Raw genomic sequence first — 22,843 nt, 5'->3', positions numbered from 1 at the left:
AATAACTCTATAGTAAACGGAATTCCCCGTATCGGATATATGAAAGGCGGTCAGAAAGCCCGTTGGAAAGACGAGGAAAACACTTGACGTCGGAAGATGTCCGTGAGAATAGCAATGCAATACGTGATTGGCTGAAATCGTGCGGAGCGTCCAAAGTCGTCGTACATTTCGATATGGACGTGCTCGACCCTGCCGAAATCATAGCTGCTGTCGGTGTTGTTCCCAGCGGAATGAAAATATCGGAAGTCGTGAGGGTAATAAACGACATCGCTACGGAAAAAGAGATTGTCGGTTTGACCGTTGCTGAACCGATGCCGCGTATTGCGATTCGCATCAAAGAGATGTTACACCAACTACCCTTATTGAAATAATCCGAGTATGAAAGTTTTATTGGTCAATGGAAGTACGCATCCCCAAGGAGGAACTTGGCAAGATCTGAGTGTGGTAGAGGAAGCTCTGCATGAAAAGGGAATCGAAACAGAATGGTTCTGGATTGGCAACAAATCAGTATGAGGTTGTATTGACTGTCGGAAATGTGCCGAAACATACCGTTGTGCATTTTCCGACGACGTATGCAACAAGCTGATAGAATCTATTTTGAAATCCGATGGCTCCATGAACTTGAAATTGCAGGAGGGGCTGCTTGCGTTGCTGCATATCGACAAGCGGTTTGCTCCGGCGCTCTTCGATTTCAACGAACCGTAGAAGATAGATATCATGGAGTTTATGAACGAGAATTAGTGGATGTCTATGCCGAAGTGGGTTTCAAGAATCCATCGCACTTTTCGACCGCTTTCAAGAAACAATACGGCATACTGATACTTCTTTAATCCTAGAATATGAGGAATCAATCGATGTAACTTAGAATGTCGTAATTCCTTTCCGATAGAAGAATTTAACCTTTTCATCCTCTCATTAATCAAATAAAAGAAGTATATTTGCTTAATTATTAAACTATAAGCAATATGACTATCATCGCCAATCCCATTTACGACGCTGTCTTCAAATTCTTAATGGAAGACAAGAAAGTCGCCAAGATATTTCTTTCCGCATTGCTCAAAAAGGATATTATAGACCTTGAAATGCGCCGCCACGAGTATACTTCCATGGAACATACTCGCATCTCACTCTTTCGTATAGATTTTTCAGCAAAGATTCGTGAGAATGACGGTGCAGAACACCTTGTCCTTATCGAACTGCAAAAGACTTGGCTCATTACTGAAACCTTGCGCTTCCGACAGTATCTGGGCACGCAGTATCTTAATAAGGAGAACATTATCGAAGAAAAGAATGAGCATGGACAAAGGCGTACATATGGTTTGCCCATCATTTCTATCTACATTCTGGGACACCCCTTGGGTAACCTGACCGAGCCGGTGGTTTACGTGCACCGCCGCTATCTGGATTATGACGACAATCCTCTTCCTTCTCCCGACCCCTTCATAGAGAGTCTGACTCATGACAGCATCATCGTGCAGATTCCTTTCCTCACCGGACGAACTCGTAACCGTCTTGAACGTCTGCTGAGTGTATTTGACCAAGAATATCGGCAGGCTGATAGCGAACACTATCTGGAAATTAACGATGAGCATCTTGACGATGAAGTGAAGTGTGTTGTTCATCGGCTGCTGAAGGCTGCCGCTGCACCCAACGTGCGGCGTGCCATGGAGATAGAAGACGAAATTCTTTCTGAAATAGAGGACAGGGATACGACAATTATGATGAAGAATAAGGAAATTGAGCAGAAAGAGCAGTTGATTGAGCAGAAAGAACAAGTGATTGAACAGAAAGAACAAGTGATTGAACAGAAAGAACAAGTGATTGAACAGAAAGAACAAGTGATTCGTTCAATGATTAAGATGCTCTGTAAAAATGGGACATCGATTGAAGAGATATCCAAACAATTGTCAATGCCAGTGGAGTTAATCAAACAATACATTGATTAATATATTATGCTTCTCTGATAAAGATATAAACACTATAAAAATAGCAGCAAGCTACTCTTACAAACATGAGTAACTTGCTGCTATTTTTTCTGTTATTGTGCTATTACATTTTCGCTTTTCTTTGGCATATAAACCAGCTCGCTTTTTTATCTAAAATGTAAATACATATCGCGCTACGACCATGTAAAGATAAGAGATTATTGAATCAATAACCGTCCAGTTCTTTTTTTCATTTAATTGCTTGATTTTCTTTTTTCAGGTATAACCGTTTCGAGAATATTTTTTGTATGCTCATGCATTTATTTATGCAGTTTATTTTCCGGTTCGTTACTTTTTAACCGGCTATTTCCTTGTAGAATATTAAAAATAGAACATTAACAGGCTTATATTATCATTTCGAATTCAGTTTGCTCACTTGGTATATTTCAATACTGCCTTCACGGGAAAATGGTCTGAAGGAATGCGTGCTTCATACATTCCGGTGGCTTCATTTTTAATCCGGTAAGTATCTGTCAGCACTCCGTACTTTTCAACAATAAAGTTTTTGGTAACGAAGATATGGTCGATACGGTTGGGAGTATATGTGTTCGGATTCCATCCTGCACATGTTCCATTAGTTGCATATCTCAGTTGCGCGACCTCATAAGAGTCTGATAATATTCCGGATTCATGAAGTACTTGATAACTTTCGCTGGTCTGGTCTACATTGAAATCTCCGGTGAGTATGACGGGGTCTTTGCCACACATCTCTTTAATCTTGCTGATAACCAGCTTGGCACTTTCGCGACGTGCCACTACTCCGATATGGTCCATGTGCAGGTTAAAGAACCAGAATCTGAACTTGCCTGTAATATCCTTGAATTCTCCCCATGTACAGATGCGGGTATAGGCTGCATCCCATCCTTTATTCGGCTTCGAGGTATCTTCCGATAACCAAAAATTCCCGGATTTGAGTAACTTGAATTTATCCTTCCGGTAGAAGATAGGCGCATATTCCCCTTTCGTTTTCCCGTCATCCCGTCCTACGCCTATATAACTGTATTGCGGCAAGGCATTCAACATATCTTCCAGTTGGTTATGTTTCACTTCCTGCGCTCCGAATATATCGAAGTCATGAAAGGTGATTAACTGGGTGAGTACCGGGCAACGCTGTTCCCAGCCGTTTCCGGCTTTGGCATCGTTCGGGTTACTGTTTCGTACATTGTAAGAAGCGACATTCAGTTGCTGCGCATTCAGTATTGACACACCGCAGAGCGCCAATACAATAAAAAGTTTTCTCATTGTTTCTTTATTGTTAGATGGTTATTAAGTATCCTTTTCTTCTGTCTGTCCGCTCCTGTATTCTTTGGGAGAAGTGTTGTATAACTTGGCAAACTCCCGGTAGAAATAAGACTTGTTTGAGAAGCCCGATTTATACATAATCTCGGTAACGGTAAGCTTGGTAGTCTTTAATAGGCCTGCTGCATATTCCAGGCGGATGGTACGGACAAATTCGCTTGGTGTCTTTTCCGTCAATTCTTTGAGTTTACGGTACAATCCCGCTTTGCTTACTCCTATAAAGTCTGCGAGAGAATCCGGATTCATGGATTCGTCGTCAATATTATCTTCGATGAATTTGATAATCTTGTCCAGTAACAGCTCATCCTCTTTATGCATGGTGATTCCATCCCTTACGATGAGAGAGGAACGGCTGGATTTGAAATACTCTTTCATCAGAGAGTATTTATTAATCATATTCTCTACCGCGCTCAATACATGCCTCGGGTGGAAAGGTTTGGGGATATATAAGTCTGTTCCATGTTTGTAAGCGTTAATCTGGTCTTCGATGGAGTTCTTGGCGGAGATATGGATAATCGGAATGTGGGCAGTCCGCTCGTTGGCTTTCAATATATCCGTCAGAGTGATGCCGTCCAGCCTGGGCATCAATACATCGCTGATAATAATATCCGGCTGTTTCTGTTCGATTTCTTTCAGCGCCTCTTCCCCATCGGCTGCTTCCCGAACCTGGTAGTAAGGAAGCAGGATATCTTTCAGAAGTTCGCGGATATTCTTTTCATCTTCTACAATCAATATACTAATTTCCTTTTGTTTTGGGACAAAAAGCATTTCACCGGCTTCTGCCTCTTCTTCTGCCGGCTGACTTTCTTTTCCGGAATTCACGTGCATGGACGGTAGAGACACATTGAATTCTACATACTCTCCCAATACACTTCCTACTGTGATTTCTCCGCCCAATAACTCCGTCAAGCTCTTGGTCAGATTCAGGCCGACTCCGGTGCTTCCCGCATGTTTCAGGTTACTGCTTTCGAAAATCTTGAACCGGCTGAATATCTCACTCATTTGTTTCTCTGTCAGTCCCTTGCCCGAGTTGCGGATTCGGAAATGCAATGTCCCGTCAGCGACATTCCCCCGTATTTCAGCACGGATATATCCGCCGGACGGCGTATATTTGAAGGCGTTGGAAAGCAAATTGAATATTATTTTTTCCAGTGCATTCCGGTCTGTTGTAAAGGATGATACCTCTTTGCTTTTGAAGCTGAAGTCTATCTTGTTTTCTTCGGCAATTTCGGTATAGTTGTCCGATACATAGTCGACGAGCAACTGAATATCCACTTTTTCAGCATAGATAGCTGTATGTCCCGCTTCTGCTTTCCGGAACTCCATCAGTTCGTTGATAAGCTTCTGCATCCGGTCGGCATTGTTCTTGATGATGTAGATATATCTTTTTGTATAACTGTCGAGGTCTGCCTTTTCCAACAAGTGCTGTGCCGGGCCGTATATCAGTGTCAACGGAGTGAAAAACTCGTGTGCCACATTCGTGAAGAAGTTCAACTTCGATTCATGGATACGTTGCTGATTCTGTTTCTCGATATGTTCCAGTAGAATCTGACGGTTCAGCCGGATTCGATTCTTGATGACGGATTGCGTGATATAGATAGCAATGGCAATCAGGATAAAATAAATAATAAAAGCTGTAGTACTGAGCCACCAGGGGTAAGCGATGTCCAAATTGAGGGAATAGATTTCGTTGCTCCATACCCGGTCGCCATTGGTGCATTTTACTTCCAGTTTATATTTTCCCGGCGGCAGTTTGGTGATAACGATATTCGGGTTATTCTCATTGTAAATCCATTCGTCGGCAAAGTCGATAATGCGGTAGCTGAACTCACAATTCTCATTGTTGATAAAATCATGTGCGGCAAATCCCAAAGTAATATAAGGCTCGTCATAGTCCAATCGGAGTGTATGGTTACGGATACGTTCGTAGATATTCTGGCTTGTATTGTTTATCTTCAGGCTGTTCAGGCTTAATGATGCGATATGTTCCCGTAAGCGTATCTTGTTCTCGTCGAAATAGTTCAACCCGCTGACTCCGCCGAAATACAGCCATCCGGCTTTGTCCTTAAAAATAGCCCCATCAGAAAATTCGTCGTTTTGCAGCCCGTTTCTTGAGGAATAATTGGTAATTTTTCCCGAGGGCAAGTCGATAAAGGAGATACCTTGATTGGTGCTTGCCCAAATATTCCCGTTCTCATCTTTCAGGATGCCGTGAATCGTATTATTGGGCAATCCGTTATTGTCCGTATATTCGGTGATGGAAGGCGGTGTGGCTGTCGGGAACAACCGGTTAAGACCATAACTGGTACCTATCCAGATACTGGCAGAATCTCCTTTAGTCAGATAAATCACGTCATTGTTAGTCAGGGACAAACCGGGGTCTATCTCATTCATCTGCCGGAAACGTTCGGACGCGATATCGAACTTATTAATTCCGCCCCCTCGCGTGCCTAGCCAAAGTTCATTCTCATCGTATCCGGCAATAACCGAATAAATAATATTATTGCTTGGCGAAGAAGGGCCGGGAGATTTATATTGTTTCATGTCCGTTACTCTATAACTTTTTCCTTCCCTTTGCAGGCTCAGCTTGATAAGTCCGTAGCCGGAAGTTCCCAACCATAAAAGTGAATCATTATGGGTGAAAAGGATACTGTAAACTGCCCTGAAAGCTGGAAATTCAGCGGGAATACCCAGTTTTTTCACCTGGTTGCCATTGAGTGGAATATAATTGATACCCGCCCCTTCGGTTCCGATGAATATATCCCCGGACATATTTTTGCGGATAGTATAAACGGAGTTGGAGATTAACCCGTTGCCTGTTGAAAGATAGGGGTTGACTCCCCGTTCCTGCTTGTCGAGCAGCAGGATACCTTCTCCTTTTGTTCCTACGAGTATATTGCCATTGTCTTCCTCACAAAAACAGCGGACAGGATAATTCGTTTTTACGGTATGGAAAGGCGAACTGTGTTCATAGACTTCCAATATCCCTTGTCCGTCCGTACCTACCCAAAGGATATTCTGCGAGCCGATATAAATAGTGAAAATGGAAGCTTTCTCCGGCAATTGGAGTAATTCCGTTGAAGTCCCATTTTCAAGATTATATCTGATGCATCCCCCCTCGATAAAGCTGATAAGGAGATATTCACCGTGGCAGATAGCTTGTGATACGGTTTTGTTCTCCGGAATATTTATACTGTCCAATATACGGTTATCTTGTGAAACAGTCAGCGTCCTGTCATCGTTAATGATGAGGCAGTCCTGGGAAAGATAAATATTGGAAACGGGGGCACAGTGCCTGATTTCTTCTTTGAACGAGAGTTCGGGACAGGAGTTGCGGACAGTCAGTTGATAATGCAATAATTGTCCATGTCCTGTGAGAAAGAATATCCGGTCTTTGGAATCAATGACGAAGTTCCTGATGTCATCGGGCAGGTCATTCTTCAAGGAAACAAACTCCTGTTTCCGGTCATCGAAACAGAATAGACCCTGCTCTTTCACATAACAGATAATATGCTTGCCGGAAGTGATATCCAGCAGAAATGACTTCTCCTGTTTCGGCGGATTATTCTGTGTACCTAAATAATAAGGAGTAAACTGTTGGGTAGAACGTTTCCACCGGTTCACCCCATAGTCCGTAGATACCCACAGGATAGAGTCGCTCTGCTCGATAATCTGCCAGATGACATTATTACTGATAGACCCTGCATCCTTTTTATTATAAGAATAGGTTTTGAAGCTACGACCGTTATATGCATTTAATCCGTCCCATGTCCCTACCCAAAGCGTATGTTCCGAATCTTCGAGGAAACAATTCACCGAATTATTGGATAATCCATCCGCATTGGAAATCTGTTTTACTACATTCTGCGAATGTAATAAAACAGGCATCAGGCATGAATAAATAAGGATGCAGATGTAACGGAAATATGAGTGTTTTCGTAGAATCATGTCGCAAAGATAGAGAGGAAAAATAAGAAAACAAAGATAAAAATATGCTGTACAACACGTGTATACCCTTTTGAGAATATAGTACACTCTTCCCGTCGCTGCGTGGGGTAGCTTTGCCACGAGAAATAAAAACAACACCTATTTAATGATTAGAAAATGGATATTGCAAAACGATTTCATCAGAACCCATTATTGAAACCATCTGATTTACAACCGGGAATAGAAGGTATGGAAATCACCTGTTTCCTGAATCCCGGCGTATTCCGCTTCGACGGAAAAACCTGGTTATTACTGCGGGTAGCCGAACGCCCCGTACAGAAACAGGGAGTGATTAGTTTCCCCGTATATAATAAGGAAGGGAAGATAGAAGTGCTTTCTTTCGACGAAAATGACCCGGAACTGGACGCTTCCGACCCTCGTGTGATAGGATATGCGGGACAGAATTATCTGACTACCATGTCTTATCTCCGGTTGGTATCGAGCGAGGACGGCATCCATTTTAAGGAAGAACCGGATTATCCGCCTATTTTCGGCAAAGGGGCATTAGAGGCTTTCGGCATCGAGGACTGCCGGGTGGCGACTACAGCCGACGGCTATTACCTGACGTTTACCGAAGTCTCTTCCGTTGCCGTCGGTGTAGGGCTGATTCATACCCGTGACTGGAAGAATTACACTCGTCACGGCATGATTTTTCCCCCTCATAATAAAGACTGTGCCTTGTTTGAAGAGAAGATAAACGGCAAATATTTCGCCTTGCATCGCCCGAGCAGTCCCGAACTGGGCGGCAACTATATCTGGCTTGCCGAATCACCCGACCGGTTGCACTGGGGTAACCACCGTTGCGTTGCGACCACTCGTCCCGATAGCTGGGACTGTGCCCGTGTGGGTGCGGGCGCCGCGCCTATCCGTACAGAGGAAGGCTGGCTGGAGATTTATCATGGTGCAGACTATCAGAACCGCTATTGCCTGGGAGCCCTTCTGCTTGATTTGAACGACCCCTCAAAGGTAATTGCCCGAAGCAAAGCTCCTATAATGGAACCGACTGCTCCCTACGAGCAGACCGGATTTTTCGGGAATGTGGTCTTCACGAACGGGCATCTGGTAGAAGGGGATAAGGTGACTGTTTACTACGGTGCGAGTGATGAAGTAATCTGCGGAGCGGAGTTCTCCATCGGGGAAATCCTTCGTTCATTAAAGTCATGACATATATTAAGGTAAGAAATGAATAAATTGAAAAGAGAATATCAATTCTTCAAGCAGCAGACTTCCAATGTACGTGTACTGTTGATGACTAACCTGCTCTATGCGTTCGTGCTTCCTGTGGTGGAGATATTTGTAGGTGCTTATGTGATGCGTCACACGAGCGAGCCTGTTTCCGTAGCTTTCTATCAACTTTTTATGTATATCGGCATCATTGCGACCTCTTTTGTCAACGGCTTCCTGTTGCGGCATGTCAGCGTGAAAGTACTGTATGCAGGCGGGATATTAGTTAGCGGGCTGTCGATGTTTGCCATGATGCTGGTGAAGTCATTGGGCTTTGTAGAGTTAGGCATAGCAGGTTTTGTTCTCGGAGCCGCATCGGGTTTCTTTTGGACCAACCGCTATCTATTGACTCTCAACAACACGACCGATAATAGCCGGAACTACTTTTTCGGACTGGAATCTTTCTTTTTCTCCATCACTTCGATAACTGTTCCTTTATTGATTGGCGCATTCATCAGCCAGATAGACGGCAAAGAAATCATGGGATGCCTGATTGATATAAATGGTGCCTATCGTTTGGTCACAGTCGGAGTCATAGTCGTGACCCTGTTTGCCGTAGCTGTCTTGTGGCGTGGTAAGTTTGCCAATCCGATACAGAAGAACTTTCTGTACTTCCGGTTCTGTACACTGTGGAAGAAAATGCTGTTGCTGGCTTCCCTGAAAGGAATGGTACAGGGATTCCTGGTGACTGCCCCCGCCATCCTGATTCTGAAACTGGTCGGTGATGAAGGGACATTAGGCTTGATACAGGGAATCAGCGGTACGCTGACGGCTATACTGGTCTATGTACTGGGGCGTATTGCCAAACCCGAAGACCGCCCGAAGATATTTATTGCCGGGTTACTCGTCTTTTTTATCGGTACTCTGTTCAACGGGGTCTTGTTTTCAGCCACCGGAGTGATTATCTTTGTCCTCTGTAAGGTAATCTTTCAGCCCTTGTTTGACTTGCCTTACTATCCCATTATGATGCAAACCATCGACGCAGTAGTTAAAATCGAGAAAAGAAATGAATACACTTATATTTTAAGCCACGAATTCGGACTATTCCTGGGGCGTGCTTTCGGGCTCATCCTTTTTATGGCGCTTGCCTTTGCCATATCACAGGATTTTGCATTGAAGTACGCATTGATACTGGTAGGAGCCTTGCAGTTGATAGCCTACCCGTTGACCCGGAACATCATCAAACAGAACCAAACGGTTCGTTAATATTTCAAAACCATTAAGCTGCCATTGCAAACGGATGAATTATTATGTTGTACAGCACCTATATACCCTTTTGAGAATATAGTACACTCTATTTTTTGCGGGGTACGATAGTTTTGCTGGCAGAAAAACGATGAACGACCGATTGGGAAAACTAAAAAAACGACGTATGATAAAACTAAAATCTGTAATCTATTTAATCAGTATGATGACACTAGCCGGATGCTCCGGACAAAAACAGGCATCCGTAGCTGTCGAAGAACAGAGCGGACAATGGATACTCGGCCCTTTTGTCCGCCCGGAAGGGGTGAACCCGGTGATTTCCCCGCAACCGACTACTTTCCAATGCCCGATGCGCAAGCAGCCGGTAAGATGGGAAGAGAGTGACACTTTCAATCCGGCGGCAACCGTCAAGGACGGGAAGATTGTGGTACTCTACCGTGCGGAAGACAACTCGGCGCAAGGCATCGGAAAGAGGACATCCCGCATCGGCTATGCGGAAAGTACGGACGGAGTGACGATGAGCCAAGCGGACGCACCGGTACTCTTTCCTTCCGAAGACGATTTTAAAGAAATAGAATGGGAAGGTGGTTGCGAAGACCCGCGTGTGGCAATGACGGAAGACGGATTGTACGTCATGCTTTATACAGCCTGGAACCGCAATCTTCCCCGCTTGGCGGTGGCTACTTCCAGAGACTTGAAAAACTGGACGAAACACGGACTCGCTTTTGCGAAAGCATACAACGGGCGTTTTGCCAATATAGCAAGCAAATCGGCTTCTATTGTCACCGGAGTGAAAGACGGCAGACTGGTCATTGAGAAAGTGGCTGGCAAATACTTTATGTATTGGGGGGAGAATGCGGTATGTGCCGCAACTTCCGATAACCTGACCGACTGGGCTCCGGTACTGAACGAAAACAACGAACTAAGGGAGATAGCCAAACCCCGCAGCGGGTATTTCGACAGCCGCCTGACTGAGTGCGGGCCACCGGCTATCAAAACCGTGAACGGTATTGTATTATTATACAATGGCAAGAACGGATACAAGGAAGAAAGGGACCCGGCATACCCCGCAGGCGCTTATTGTGCAGGGCAGTTCCTGTTTGACGCCAACGACCCTTATAAAGTACTCGACCGCTTGGATAAACCTTTCTTTGTGCCCGAAGCCGCTTTCGAGAAGAGCGGTCAGTACAAGGACGGAACAGTGTTTATCGAAGGATTGGCTTACTTTAAAAACAAATTATATCTCTATTATGGCTGTGCCGATTCGCAGGTTGCAGTAGCGATATGTGATGATAATATAGATTCGAAACTTAAAACACATAATTAATTTAATCTATGAAACATGTTTGTAAAATGAACACGGTTGTCTTAAAGTCGTTCAACGACCGGCTGAAGATAGCTACTGTTTCAGCTTTAATGGCAGGGACTTTCCTGTGCGTGCCGTTTACGGTATATGCGGAAAGCCCTTCGGTATCGGGTATCGAACAGACTGTTCGGAATATCACGGTGAAAGGTGTGGTTGTTGATGCCGGCGGAGAACCGGTTATCGGAGCTTCGGTGCAACTGAAAGGTGCTGCCGGTGTGGGGACGATTACCGATGTGGACGGTAAGTTTACCTTGCCGGTTCCCGCTAATGGAGTGTTACAGATTTCCTATATAGGATATAAAACAACAGAAGTGCGGGTGAACGGGCAAGCTGGACTGAAAGTAACTTTGCAGGAAGATACCGAGACGCTGGACGAGGTAGTGGTGGTAGGTTACGGTATTCAGAAAAAGGCTTCCGTGACCGGTTCGGTAGCTGCCATCTCTTCGGATAAGTTGATGGAAGTAAAAGCTCCCAGTGTGACGAATATGCTCGCCGGACGTTTGCCGGGTTTGCGTGCCGTACAGCGTAGCGGAAGCCCCGGTGATGATGGAGCTTCCGTCGATATTCGCGGATATGGAAGCATGCTGGTGATTGTAGACGGTATCGAGCGTGATTATACGCAGCTCGACCCGAATGATATCGAATCCATCTCTATCCTGAAAGATGCCGCCGCAGCTGTTTACGGTTTTAAAGGTTCAAACGGTGTTCTGCTGGTTACTACCAAGAAAGGGACGGAACAGAAGGTAAAGATAGAATATAACGGCTATGTAGGTTTTCAGAAAGTGACCCGCTATCCGGAGATGATGAATGCTTATGAGTACGCTTCTCTTTACAATGAAGCGATTCACAATGCCAACCCGTGGCGCGGAGCTTCCGCTTATTCACAAGAACAACTGGAAGCCTACCGGAACGGTACGGCAGGTACGGACTGGTGGAGTGAGACGATGCGTAGCACCGCTCCCCAGACTTCACACAACTTGAGCCTGACAGGCGGTACGGAGAAAGTGAAATATTACATGTCTATCGGATATATGGACCAGGGCGGTATCATCCGTTCGGGCGACTGGAATTACCAACGTTACAACGTCCGTTCCAACCTGAGCGTGGAAGTGGCTAAGGGACTGAACGTGGAACTGCGTTTGAGCGGACGCTTCGACAACCGCAAAAAGCCTTACAATGGTGACAACCTGTTCCGTTCGGCACAAATGGCCATCCCGACTTATTCCATGTATGCCAATGACAACCCGGATTATTGGGGAGCCGTAGGAGATATGGCGAACCCCGTGCATGTTTCCGATTCGGACGACAGTGGTTATGAAGACCGCCTGCGTCGTGAATTTAACAGCTCGTTGGCTATCACCTGGCAACTTCCCTGGGTGAAAGGACTGATGGCGAAAGCATTGGTTGCCTACGACTATACGAACAAGGAATGGAAAACGTGGCGGAAAGACCTCTCGGAATATACGTATGATTATGCGAATGAAGAGTATATAGAGAAAGTGGTTAACACCGCGCATCTGGAATCGAAGCTGGAAAACTATGACAAACCGACCTATCAGTTCTCTATGAACTACAACAATACGTTTGCTAAAAAGCATAATATCGGTGCCATGCTCGTATGGGAAATGTATAATGACAAGAAGAACTGGGTGACCGGGACACGTGATTTTGCTATCGGGCTGATTCCTGACCTGGACTATGGGGATAAAACGAATCAGGAAGCTTCCGGCAAGACACAGGAAACGGCTCACGCCGGCTTGGTGGGACGTCTGAACTATGATTTCTCTAACCGTTATCTGGTGGAATTCAATTTCCGCTATGACGGAACCTATAAATTCCGTGCAGGTAATCGTTGGGGATTCTTTCCGGGTGTTTCATTGGGATGGCGTGTTTCCGAAGAGGCTTTTTTCAAGAAACTGTTACCCGATATGGATAACCTGAAAATCCGTGCTTCGTACGCCAAAGTGGGCGATGAAGGAGATTTCGACGCGTTCCAGTATCTGGATGGATATACGTCTCACGGAAGCTATATCATGGGCAGCAACGGAGTGACTTCGGGCATGACTACGGTAGGTATGGCAAACCCGTGGCTGACTTGGTATGAATCGAAGATTATGAACATCGGCTTTGAGGCGTCTTACCACAGGGGACTGATTTCTGTGGAGTTCGACTGGTTCCGCAGAAACCGTTCCGGTCTGCCTGCCACCCGTGTAGGCTCATTGCCTACTATCTTCGGTGAATCAATGCCGCAGGAGAACCTGAATTCTGATATTAACACCGGATTCGAGATTGTAGTCGGGCATAAAAACCGGATTGGCAATTTTAATTATAATGTGTCGGCCAACTTCTCTACTACCCGGATTAAGTATGATTATGTGGAGCGGGCGGCTTCCACCAATATGTATGACGATTGGCGTAATAACACCAACGGGCGTTACAAGGATATCCGTTGGGGAAAGAAAGTAATCGGGCAGTTTACTTCTTTCGAGGAAATTTTGAACTCACCGGTTCAGGATAAGGACGGTAACCGTTCGCTGATGCCGGGTGATTTGAAATTCGAAGACTACAATGGTGACGGTATTATTGATGATAACGATACGCAACCACTCGGACACGGTGCCACACCCCGTATGTACTACGGGCTGAATATGTCCGGAGAATACAAAGGATTCGACCTGACTGTCTTCTTCCAGGGAGCTGCCGGACACGATATTTATGTTAGCGGGGATATTCTCGACCCGTTTATCCAGCAAGGTTTAGGTAATGGGCTGGCTATCATGACCGACCGCTGGCACCGGGAAGACCCGACCGACCCTTATAGCAAATGGATTCCGGGATATATGCCTGCCGCACGCGTGGCAGGTGTCGCCGATAACCGTTCCGGTAACTCGTGGTCATTGCACAACGCAAATTACCTGCGCCTGAAAACTCTGGAACTGGGATACACGCTTCCTAAAGTCTTGACAAAAAAGGCGGCTATCGACCGGGTGCGTTTCTATATCAACTGCAACAATCTGCTGACTTTCACCAAGCGTGACGGACTGATGAAGAACGTCGACCCCGAAAGCAATTCCAGCGGAATACGCTATTATCCGCAGATGAAGACGTATAACTTTGGCGTAAATGTAACCTTCTAAAACCAGTAAAGACAATGAATAGGAATTATCTGAAATATATATTGATAGGCGGGGTGTCCATCTTCGTATGGACGGGATGCGATGATTATCTGAACCGTGAGAGTACCAGCGGTGTCAACACACCGGATTTGATTTGGCAAAATCCGAAAGCAATCACAGCCGTATTGGCGGATATGTATGACTCGGGACTGAAACTGGATGAGTTTGACGACTGGTATGGAAGCAAGAAGGCGAACCTGGCGAATCAGACCAGCCTCTCGGATGAGGCTACCGCCAGTTATCAGAAGGAGAGCGCATTCGACAAGTCGAACTCTACTTATTCTTATGGCGACTATGTATTCAACGACGACATGGTGACCCGCTACAAGCAAATCCGCATTGTAAACAACTTCCTGCTGAATATTGAGAAAACTTCCGTATTGAGTGAGGATGAGAAAGAAGAACTCGGAGCAGAAGCCCGTTTTATCCGTGCTATGCAGTACTTCGGACTGGTGAAGCGTTATGGGGGCGTTCCTTTGCAGACTGTTCCGAAAGAATATACCGCAGGAAATACGGAAGCTCTTTACCAGGCTCGTGATACGGAAGCCGCGACCTATGATTTCATTATCAATGAATGTAAGGCTATCTATGAATCATTGCCGGAAGTACGCAGCAGTGATGCCAAATACCGCGCAAATCGTGGAACGGTGCTTGCCTTGTGGTCACGTGCCGCACTGTATGCCGGTACTATCGCCAAGTATTCCAAAACGCTGACTCTCACAGGCGAGGCTGTTTCCAAAGGATATGTGTATATTCCCGAGACAGAAGCGGAACGTTACTTTGACGAATGTTATACTGCTTCATCGAAGATTCTGGATGAAATGGTTCCCCGTGTGTATAGCTTGTATAAATCGACCGGTACGGAAGCGGAAGAGCTGGCGCAGAACTTTTACAATCTCTTTTCCAAAGCAGTGAATGGGGATAACGGAGAATATATTTTCCAGAAACAGTATAATGTGGCTGCCGGTAAAGGACATATGTGGGATAAACTGAATGTTCCTTTCTCTTATCGTGGCGACGGTTGGGGATGCGGCATGTCTCCGGTACTGGAAATGGTAGAGGAATTTGAATATATTGACGGTACGGAAGGGAAGCTGAAGATGAAAGACAGCAGTGGAAAAGCTATCAGCTATGATAGCCCGTATGATATCTTTAAGAATAAAGACCCTCGTTTATTAGGTTCGGTTTACCTGCCCGGTGCTGATTATAAAGGATACGGTGGCGGAAAAATCGAATGGATACGCGGTGTCATCAACGGACAGGATGGGATAGGAACCAAGTATGAAGCTTCCGCCCAACCGGATAAGGAGAACAAGGTCGTAATAGACGGACAGACTTATAATACTTCGGGAAAAGACGGTGGCTCGTTAAGTGTAGGCGACGCCAGCAAGACGGGTTTCTATCAGCGTAAATTCCTGGATGAAAGTCTGACGGACTATACGAACATCGACGCAAAACGTTCTTCTACTCCCTGGGTGGTTTTCCGTCTGGCAGAAATCTATCTGAATCGTGCAGAGGCTTGCATGGAACTGAACCGGCATCTGGACGTGGCTTTGAAGGATATCAATGAGATTCGCGGCAGGGCAGGTATCAAACTATTGACTGCAGGTAACCTGACGCTGGATAAAGTGCGCCATGAACGGAAAGTGGAACTTGCTTTTGAGAAGCATCGTTACTGGGATTTGAAACGTTGGCGCCTGGCTCATCTCGATGTAAGCAAAGGTGGTTTGACCAATTTCCGCGGCACGGCTCTCTGTCCGTATTACAATGTTAAGAGCGGCAAGTACACCTTTGAAACCGGTGTGCCCGAAAAGAGAAAGCGTCTTTTCCTTGAAAAGAACTACTATACGGTGTTCCGTGCCGAGGACTTGAGTACGAATCCGTTGATGGTACAGAATCCGGGTTACGGTAATTGATACATCCAATTTTAAAGAAGAAACGATATGAATAAAATAGTAAACATAGGATTGACTGCATTATTCGCCTGTTTCGTGGCGGCATGCGAAAATGACATCGATAATTATGATGCACCGAACGGTGGCGTGTATGGCACTATCTATGATAAGGAAACGAATGAACCGGTTCCTATGCCTGTGCCGGGAAGTAGCGGTGTGATGATGAGTTTGTACGAGCAGAATACGGGGGCTACCGCCTCTGTTGATTTCCGTGCTCGCCAGGATGGAACGTTCGAGCATACGAAGGTGTTCAATGGCAGCTATCGTATTCAGGCAAAGGATGGTCCTTTTGTCGGGGTATGTGAAGGGTATGTCACCGTGAACGGACAAACGCAGGTTGATTTGTACACAATCCCGTTCTCGCGTATCAGCCTTGATGTGGCTGTATCGGCTGATAATAAGCTGACACTGACCTATGATGCGAAAACATCGAACGAGACATTGCAACTGACGGATGTTTCCGTGATATGGAATTATGCTCCGGGAGTGGATGTGAACAATGCAAACCATGCCACCCTCTCTTCACTGGGGACAAAGGCCAGTGGCACGCACGTCATCGACCTGATGAGTGATACTGAATTTATAGAGAATCATTATAAGATTGTTTCCAACAAGAACAGGGTGTATGTACGTGTTGCGGCTACGGTGACAGCAGAAAGCAAATCGTATGTGAATTACAGCCGGGTAGTGGAAGTAATTGTGAATGATATAAGATAAACGATAAAAAAGAAGGTAACAATGAAACATAAATTCTATTTATTACTGCTACTGTTGGCGGGCGGTTTGTTTGCCGGTTGCAGTTCGGATGATGACGGTGTGACCCCGCCGGACGAAAAGGACGGGGTATTGGTAAAAGTCATGTCTTACAATATATATAGCGGGCAGAAAGCTTATTCCGGGAAAAAGGGAATGGAAGCGATTGCCCAAGTGATTAAAAAGATAAATCCGGACTTGGCAGGTTTGCAGGAGTTTGAGACGAAGACTAACAAGGTGGGGAAAGCGGATATTATCGCCCTGATGAAAGAAGTGACCGGAATGCCTTATGCTTTCTTTGTCAAAACCCGCGATGTGGATGGTGGTGAATATGGAAACCTAATTCTCTCGAAATATCCGATAAGTGATGAAGTGAATTATGATTTGCCGAGAATAGAGACAGTGGAAGATGTCCACCCGCGTTCGATGGGAGTAGTGAAAACAGAAAAAGATGGAAAGGGTTTCTATTTCGGAGTGACGCACCTGTCTCATGTGGGCAACGAAACTAACCGTATCAACCAGACTACAACGATTATCGAAAAGACAAAGGGCTTGGATGAGCCAATGATATTGACTGGTGATTTCAATGCTTTAGCCGACTCCGGCCCGATGAAGATATTGTATGAACGTTTTGAAATCGGTTGCCTGAACGGGAACTATGGACTGACAACGGGAACGCCCGTTCCGGTGAAAGCGATTGATTTCGTATTGTACACTCCGGATGAAGAAATGTCTCCGAAAGCCTATGATGTGTATTATGATGCTTATGTAGAATCAGACCACTTTCCGGTGGTAGCTACGTTCAGTATAAACGATTGACCTAAAAAGACAGAAACATGAAAACATTGATACTTCATTTGAAACGGTTTTCTATCTATTCTCTGATGTTTGCGTCAATCGGCTTTGTCGCATGCGAGGATGAGAACCGGCAGGATATGACGCCTGAAATCGGAGAAGGAGAGGCTACTCCCAAAATCACTATGTACACGCCGACAGCCGGCGGAAAGTCTACAAGCCTGACTTTATACGGTACGCATTTCGGCACGGATTTGGATAATATCCGCGTGACAGTCAACGGGGTGGACGCCGAAGTGACGGGTGCGTTGGGGAATATTATTACTGCCAATGTACAGAGAGGTTCCGGCTCCGGTCCGGTGAAAGTGTATATCGGTCAGGGAGAAGCTGCGCAAGAACTGACATATAAAACGGAGTTTGAGTATTCTCAGTCTCCTATCGTAAGTACTTATATCGGCAGTTATGTTCCTTCCGAAAAAACGGAGAAGAAAGAGGGGACCCTCATGGAAGCGGGTCTTTGGAAACCGGGTTCTATCGCTTTCGACAAGGAAGGTGCTTTGTATATCGTGGAAGATGATGACCGTGATATCCGTATCGCGAAAAACAATCAGGTCGCTACTTTCTTACGCGGAGATGGAACCGGTGGAACTGTATTCAGGATGATGAATATCGCTTTCTCATCGGATGGCAATACTTTATTCTTGTCCAATGATGCCAACGCTTCGGGCAATGCGCATATTGCAACAATGCCATGGAGCAATGATACGCATCAGTATGATGCTGCTAATCTGTCTGCAATATGGTCAGTCACTCCCTCTTTGGAAAATGGAGTTACTAATGTAGGTGTGCATCCTGTCACGGGAGAGGTTTTCTCCGTAGCTCATGGAAATGCCATGATTTACAAATATGACCCGGAGCAGAATACGATGGTGGCAACCGGTGTGCAACTTCCCGACGCAGCAGGTAAAAATGCGTCGAAAGTGAAAATCCGCTGTATTCTTTTTGACAAGGCAGGAACTACCGTGTATATGAGTTCACAGAATAAACATGTGATTTATAAAGGGGATTACGACATGTCGAAAGGCGAGTTTTCTAATCTCCATATTTGGGTAGGGCAGTACGATACAAAAGGTTTTACAGAAGGTCAGGGAAATGAAGCCAAACTGGAAGAGCCTTGCCAGATGGATTTGGATGAAGAGGGAAATATTTATGTAGCAGTCCGTAAAAAACATCGTATAGCGAAAATTACCCCTGACGGCATGTTGACAAATTACACAGGTACAGGTCTTTCCGGTACGACTGACGGCACGTTGGATAAAGCGCAATTCAACCATCCGGAAGGTCTGCAGTTCGGTCCGGACGGAGCGTTGTATATTTCAGATTATTGGAATCATAAGATTCGTAAGATAGAAAAGGATTAATTTTGTATCAGGTAGGAAAGATTGTTTTTCAGGATAACATTCACTTATTAATTGGTTGTATATGAATTTTAGAATATGCATTTCATTGTTTCTATTGTGTTGTTTGTTACAACCTTCAACGGCACAGAAACCCGTGACGAAACCGAAAGAGGTCACAGTAAAAGCCATGACTTACAACACGTATAGCGGTCGTAAACAAGGAATTGATAAGATTGCCGAAGTCATTAAGAAAGAGAACCCGGATATCGTTTCACTTCAGGAAATAGAAAGAAACACGGAGATTAACCCTTGGGATACTCCGAAGAAACTGTCGGAACTGACGGGAATGAAATATTATTATTTTGCCCATGCGCTCGATATTCCGACTGGCGGAGATTACGGAAATGTGATTCTTTCCAAATATCCGGTTTCCGAGGAAAAGAGTTTTAAGTTGAGTGTACTGAAAGAAGGTGATTATGTCCGTTCTTTCGGTTATGTGAAAGTTGTGAAGGAAGGTAAGGAATTCTATTTCGCTACGACACATCTGGACCATAAATACGAAGATGCTGCCCGTCTGAAACAGGTTGATGAAATTCTTGCGTGCGTGGAGCACCTGGATAAACCTGTTATCTTGGGGGGAGATTTGAATTCCCGCCGTGGTTCTGCTACCATGGCTGCTTTTCAAAAGTATTTCACCGTAAATTGTTTGAGTGATGGTGCTCCATGGACAGTACCCGTTCCAAGTCCGGCTTACGCATGTGACTGGTTGATTTATGCGCCAAACGAGGCTTTTACGGTGAAGGCGTATAATGTTTGTTATTGGGCGGATAAGGAATCAGACCATTATCCGGTAGTGGCTACTTATCTTATCAAATAAGATTAATAGCAAGTTTGCTACCAATTAGTCTTCCGTATGCATAAAACTAACTCTTCAATCGAATAAATTTATTCGTCTGACTATAGTTGAACTTTCGTCTGACTACTGTTGACTTTTCGTCTAACTATAGTCAGATGAAAGAATAACTATAGTCAGACGATTAATTTTATATATAAACGAAATTAGTTGTATGCAAGAGACTGGATAGTTTCTCGCATACAACTAATTAAATCTATTCTTTTATATTGCTGTCCGATAAAACTTTTTAAGCGCAGACCAAATTAGGGCTGGCACCTATTGCAGGAGTCAGCCCTTTGTGGTTATTTTGAAGTCGCTAAACTAAAATGAATAACCATGGGTAAAAGTACACATTTTCTCGGACAGCCGTTATATGGTCAGGTAATAAAATTGCTTGATAAGGCAGAAATTCTTGAAATCAGCCGTAAAAACGGCGGAGAACGTTACATTAAGCGCTTTGATGCCTGGACACATTTGATGACAATGCTTTATGCTGTGATAATGCGTCACGACTCACTGCGTGAGATATCCGTGTCCATGCTGTCTGAAGCCCGGAAACTGGCGCACCTTGGTGTCTCGATGATGCCGACACGCAGTACACTTTCCGATGCCAATGCCCGACGTCCGGAAGTTATCGTCAACATATACCGTCAACGCTGGGAAATAGAACTGCTCTTCAAACAAATCAAACAGAACTTCCCCCTACGATATTTCTATGGAGAGAGCAGGAATGCCATCAAAATCCAGATTTGGGTAACGCTTATCGCAAACCTTCTTCTGATGGTTATACAAAGTCGGCTGAGTAGGAACTGGAGTTTTTCGGGGCTTACAACAATGGTGAGACTGACATTGATGTATTATGTTGACTTATACAGCTTACTGAACCAGCCCGAAAGGGACTGACAGATGCTGCTTGAACAGCCTGCCAAAGATCCTCCTATGCCGTCATTGTTCGAATGAGGGGGCTTGGATTTCTGAAAAAGTAGGCTTAACCGCATTATATCAGCAGTGGAGCCATACTTTCATATCTTTACTAAGTTTTATCGGACAGCAATAATAAAATAACGTGAGTTCGACGAAATCAAAACAAAGCAAGCTGTGTATCTAATGTACGTTGCACATTGATACACGTTTTTTTGGGAAACATGCAGTACGCAGCAATAGCCCCCAGAATGTTGACGATGAAATTGTCAAAACTCCTATGCCTGGAATGCTCCACCTGTGCGATGTTTTTCAATTCATCGTTTACCGTCTCTATAATAGCCCGTTTCCGAAGAAGCAGTCTGTCCGACACGCTCATCAAAGCGCCTTTCATATTGCTTTTCAGTTTAGTGATAAGTTGTATGCCATCGACAAACAAGCGTTGGAAAAGATTCTTGCTGATATATCCTTTGTCCGCAACCAGCTTACCATAGATAAAATCGATAAATGCCTTGTATTCCAACGGTTTCCTGTCATCCACATCACCCGGAGTTATCATGAAGTTTAGCAGTTCGCCTTTTTCATTACAAATTAGATGCAGTTTGAAACCGAAGAACCATCCCATGGAACACTTACCCCTTTGGGCTATACCCTTGAATACTTTATGGACATGTATCCTTTGATTCCTGCATACCCTCAGAGGAGTGCTGTCCACGAAACTGATGCCTGTGCATTTTCCCAGCAACACTTTCTTGATGAATAGCGCCAAAGGGACAGCCACTTCTTTTTCAAGTTCCACAAAACGGTTGTATGATACAACCAGCGGGAAGAGATGGCGCATATGCTTACAGACTTTTTCCAGTTATTTAAGTAACTTTGCTTCAATCTGCACTTTTTTCCATTCCAATAGTATAACAACTTAAAGTTTAATGTAAATTCGAGATGAAACAAAAAAGCATATTCTCATTTTCGGGACGCGCTTCACAAGTTTTGTGGCAGTATATACGGCAACTTCTGAGGAAGTATTAATCTGCAAGTCTTCCAACCTCGCTAATTCGCGGCGAATGGCTTCATCATTCTGTAACTGAATAATTTTGCCTACAAATAAGTCTTCGGCATAAAATCTGCACCGATTCCTTTAATTTTGTGCGAATTGGGTTTTCCACCTTCATTACGAAAGTTAGTACTAAACTACTGTTCTCAGGAAAAGTTATAGGTTGAACATTACTCCCAATTATTAAACATTTGTTCTACACAAATAAATTAGCACTAGCTAAATTTGCACTGTTATTAACTACATAATATTATGAAAAAGATAATCTATCTAGTTCCTACGTTGTCTTTAGTAGGTTGTATCTCACAGCACGTAGAAGAAAAGCCGAATGTGATTGTGATTCTTGCCGATGATTTGGGCTTTGGCGATGTCAGCGCTTATGGCTCTACTACGATTCATACTCCGAATATCGACAGTCTGGCTCATGGCGGAGTTTGTTTCACGAACGGATATGCCACTTCGGCAACTTCCACTCCCAGCCGTTATGCTTTGATGACCGGAATGTATCCGTGGAAAAATAAGGATGCAAAAATCCTGCCGGGAGATGCCCCTCTTATCATTAATGAAAATCAGTTTACCTTGCCGAAGATGATGCAGCAGTGCGGGTATGTGACCGGAGCTATCGGAAAGTGGCATTTGGGGATGGGAGACGGCAATGTCAACTGGAACGAAACCGTCAAACCGGGTGCCAAAGAAATTGGTTTCGACTACTCTTGCCTGATTGCAGCAACCAACGACCGTGTCCCGACGGTTTACGTGGAAAACGGCGATGTAGTAGGACTCGATCCGGCCGATCCCATCGAAGTGAGTTACGAGCATAATTTTGA

At 44.8% G+C, this 22,843-nt stretch carries 16 protein-coding genes and 2 pseudogenes; 15 read left to right on the top strand and 3 right to left on the bottom strand.

The window, feature by feature from the left end:
• Window positions 1-77: 77 nt before the first annotated feature.
• The 4 genes and pseudogenes from LPH68_RS22035 to LPH68_RS22025 all read left to right on the top strand — a co-directional run.
• Window positions 78-371: pseudogene (locus LPH68_RS22035) on the top strand (arginase family protein); the annotation flags it as partial.
• A gap of 7 nt (window positions 372-378) precedes the next feature.
• On the top strand, window positions 379-513 hold the full coding sequence (locus LPH68_RS26670; RefSeq protein ID WP_008023566.1) for a hypothetical protein: 135 nt from the start codon (window positions 379-381) through the stop codon (window positions 511-513).
• Between the two features lie 93 nt (window positions 514-606).
• Window positions 607-830: pseudogene (locus LPH68_RS22030) on the top strand (AraC family transcriptional regulator); the annotation flags it as partial.
• A 135-nt stretch (window positions 831-965) separates the two neighbouring features.
• A complete protein-coding gene (locus LPH68_RS22025) occupies window positions 966-1,946 on the top strand; it encodes a hypothetical protein (RefSeq protein WP_151936442.1) in 981 nt (326 codons plus the stop codon).
• Between the two features lie 411 nt (window positions 1,947-2,357).
• On the opposite strand, the gene LPH68_RS22020 is transcribed toward LPH68_RS22025, so the two are convergent.
• The gene (locus LPH68_RS22020) at window positions 2,358-3,227 is read right to left on the bottom strand and encodes an endonuclease/exonuclease/phosphatase family protein (RefSeq protein WP_008023561.1); all 870 of its coding nucleotides are present in this window, start codon (window positions 3,225-3,227) and stop codon (window positions 2,358-2,360) included.
• Between the two features lie 24 nt (window positions 3,228-3,251).
• Window positions 3,252-7,232 (bottom strand): hybrid sensor histidine kinase/response regulator transcription factor, encoded by a 3,981-nt coding sequence (locus LPH68_RS22015; protein WP_008023559.1) that lies wholly within the window; start codon window positions 7,230-7,232, stop codon window positions 3,252-3,254.
• A gap of 156 nt (window positions 7,233-7,388) precedes the next feature.
• Between LPH68_RS22015 and LPH68_RS22010 the strand changes: the two genes are divergently transcribed.
• The 10 genes from LPH68_RS22010 (at window position 7,389) to LPH68_RS21965 (ending at window position 20,944) form a co-directional block, all read left to right on the top strand.
• The gene (locus LPH68_RS22010) at window positions 7,389-8,435 is read left to right on the top strand and encodes a glycoside hydrolase family 130 protein (RefSeq protein ID WP_008023557.1); all 1,047 of its coding nucleotides are present in this window, start codon (window positions 7,389-7,391) and stop codon (window positions 8,433-8,435) included.
• An 18-nt stretch (window positions 8,436-8,453) separates the two neighbouring features.
• The gene (locus tag LPH68_RS22005) at window positions 8,454-9,701 is read left to right on the top strand and encodes an MFS transporter (RefSeq protein WP_151923077.1); all 1,248 of its coding nucleotides are present in this window, start codon (window positions 8,454-8,456) and stop codon (window positions 9,699-9,701) included.
• Between the two features lie 166 nt (window positions 9,702-9,867).
• Window positions 9,868-11,028, top strand: a complete 1,161-nt coding sequence (locus LPH68_RS22000; protein ID WP_008023554.1) for a glycoside hydrolase family 130 protein — start codon at window positions 9,868-9,870, stop codon at window positions 11,026-11,028.
• A gap of 8 nt (window positions 11,029-11,036) precedes the next feature.
• Window positions 11,037-14,204: a TonB-dependent receptor gene (locus LPH68_RS21995; RefSeq protein ID WP_151923076.1), complete on the top strand. Its 3,168-nt coding sequence runs from the start codon at window positions 11,037-11,039 to the stop codon at window positions 14,202-14,204.
• Window positions 14,205-14,218: 14 nt separating this feature from the next.
• Window positions 14,219-16,159: a RagB/SusD family nutrient uptake outer membrane protein gene (locus tag LPH68_RS21990; protein WP_022275416.1), complete on the top strand. Its 1,941-nt coding sequence runs from the start codon at window positions 14,219-14,221 to the stop codon at window positions 16,157-16,159.
• Between the two features lie 27 nt (window positions 16,160-16,186).
• Window positions 16,187-16,915 carry a DUF3823 domain-containing protein gene (locus tag LPH68_RS21985; protein ID WP_022275417.1) on the top strand — a complete coding sequence of 243 codons (729 nt, stop codon included), beginning with the start codon at window positions 16,187-16,189 and terminating at the stop codon, window positions 16,913-16,915.
• A gap of 21 nt (window positions 16,916-16,936) precedes the next feature.
• The gene (locus tag LPH68_RS21980; protein WP_022275418.1) at window positions 16,937-17,770 is read left to right on the top strand and encodes an endonuclease/exonuclease/phosphatase family protein; all 834 of its coding nucleotides are present in this window, start codon (window positions 16,937-16,939) and stop codon (window positions 17,768-17,770) included.
• Between the two features lie 17 nt (window positions 17,771-17,787).
• Window positions 17,788-19,167: an SMP-30/gluconolactonase/LRE family protein gene (locus LPH68_RS21975; RefSeq protein ID WP_022275419.1), complete on the top strand. Its 1,380-nt coding sequence runs from the start codon at window positions 17,788-17,790 to the stop codon at window positions 19,165-19,167.
• A 133-nt stretch (window positions 19,168-19,300) separates the two neighbouring features.
• Window positions 19,301-20,023: an endonuclease/exonuclease/phosphatase family protein gene (locus LPH68_RS21970; RefSeq protein WP_230297138.1), complete on the top strand. Its 723-nt coding sequence runs from the start codon at window positions 19,301-19,303 to the stop codon at window positions 20,021-20,023.
• Window positions 20,024-20,377: 354 nt separating this feature from the next.
• Window positions 20,378-20,944 (top strand): DUF4372 domain-containing protein, encoded by a 567-nt coding sequence (locus LPH68_RS21965; RefSeq protein ID WP_008023543.1) that lies wholly within the window; start codon window positions 20,378-20,380, stop codon window positions 20,942-20,944.
• Between the two features lie 178 nt (window positions 20,945-21,122).
• Here LPH68_RS21965 and LPH68_RS21960 read toward each other — a convergent pair whose 3' ends face one another.
• Entirely contained in the window at window positions 21,123-21,824 is a 702-nt protein-coding gene (locus LPH68_RS21960) for an IS982 family transposase (protein ID WP_118195265.1), read from the bottom strand.
• Between the two features lie 444 nt (window positions 21,825-22,268).
• Here LPH68_RS21960 and LPH68_RS21950 point away from each other — a divergent pair.
• On the top strand, window positions 22,269-22,843 hold a 575-nt coding region (locus LPH68_RS21950), incomplete at its 3' end, for a sulfatase-like hydrolase/transferase (RefSeq protein ID WP_230297137.1).

The sequence above is a fragment of the Bacteroides sp. 1_1_30 genome (assembly GCF_020982715.1).
Classification (GTDB): Bacteria; Bacteroidota; Bacteroidia; order Bacteroidales; family Bacteroidaceae; genus Bacteroides; species Bacteroides xylanisolvens.
The sequence above is the reverse complement of the archived record's forward strand: the minus strand, read 5'-3'. Positions and strand labels throughout refer to the sequence as shown.

What these genes read in the sequence shown, in the direction of transcription:
- LPH68_RS22000 (WP_008023554.1), top strand. Translation starts at nt 9,868, where the DNA reads ATGATAAAACTAAAATCTGTAATCTATTTAATCAGTATGATGACACTA.
- LPH68_RS21990 (WP_022275416.1), top strand. Translation starts at nt 14,219, where the DNA reads ATGAATAGGAATTATCTGAAATATATATTGATAGGCGGGGTGTCCATC.
- LPH68_RS21995 (WP_151923076.1), top strand. Translation starts at nt 11,037, where the DNA reads ATGAAACATGTTTGTAAAATGAACACGGTTGTCTTAAAGTCGTTCAAC.
- LPH68_RS22025 (WP_151936442.1), top strand. Translation starts at nt 966, where the DNA reads ATGACTATCATCGCCAATCCCATTTACGACGCTGTCTTCAAATTCTTA.
- LPH68_RS21980 (WP_022275418.1), top strand. Translation starts at nt 16,937, where the DNA reads ATGAAACATAAATTCTATTTATTACTGCTACTGTTGGCGGGCGGTTTG.
- LPH68_RS21975 (WP_022275419.1), top strand. Translation starts at nt 17,788, where the DNA reads ATGAAAACATTGATACTTCATTTGAAACGGTTTTCTATCTATTCTCTG.
- LPH68_RS22010 (WP_008023557.1), top strand. Translation starts at nt 7,389, where the DNA reads ATGGATATTGCAAAACGATTTCATCAGAACCCATTATTGAAACCATCT.
- LPH68_RS22015 (WP_008023559.1), bottom strand. Translation starts at nt 7,232, where the DNA reads ATGATTCTACGAAAACACTCATATTTCCGTTACATCTGCATCCTTATT.
- LPH68_RS26670 (WP_008023566.1), top strand. Translation starts at nt 379, where the DNA reads ATGAAAGTTTTATTGGTCAATGGAAGTACGCATCCCCAAGGAGGAACT.
- LPH68_RS21965 (WP_008023543.1), top strand. Translation starts at nt 20,378, where the DNA reads ATGGGTAAAAGTACACATTTTCTCGGACAGCCGTTATATGGTCAGGTA.
- LPH68_RS22020 (WP_008023561.1), bottom strand. Translation starts at nt 3,227, where the DNA reads ATGAGAAAACTTTTTATTGTATTGGCGCTCTGCGGTGTGTCAATACTG.
- LPH68_RS22005 (WP_151923077.1), top strand. Translation starts at nt 8,454, where the DNA reads ATGAATAAATTGAAAAGAGAATATCAATTCTTCAAGCAGCAGACTTCC.
- LPH68_RS21985 (WP_022275417.1), top strand. Translation starts at nt 16,187, where the DNA reads ATGAATAAAATAGTAAACATAGGATTGACTGCATTATTCGCCTGTTTC.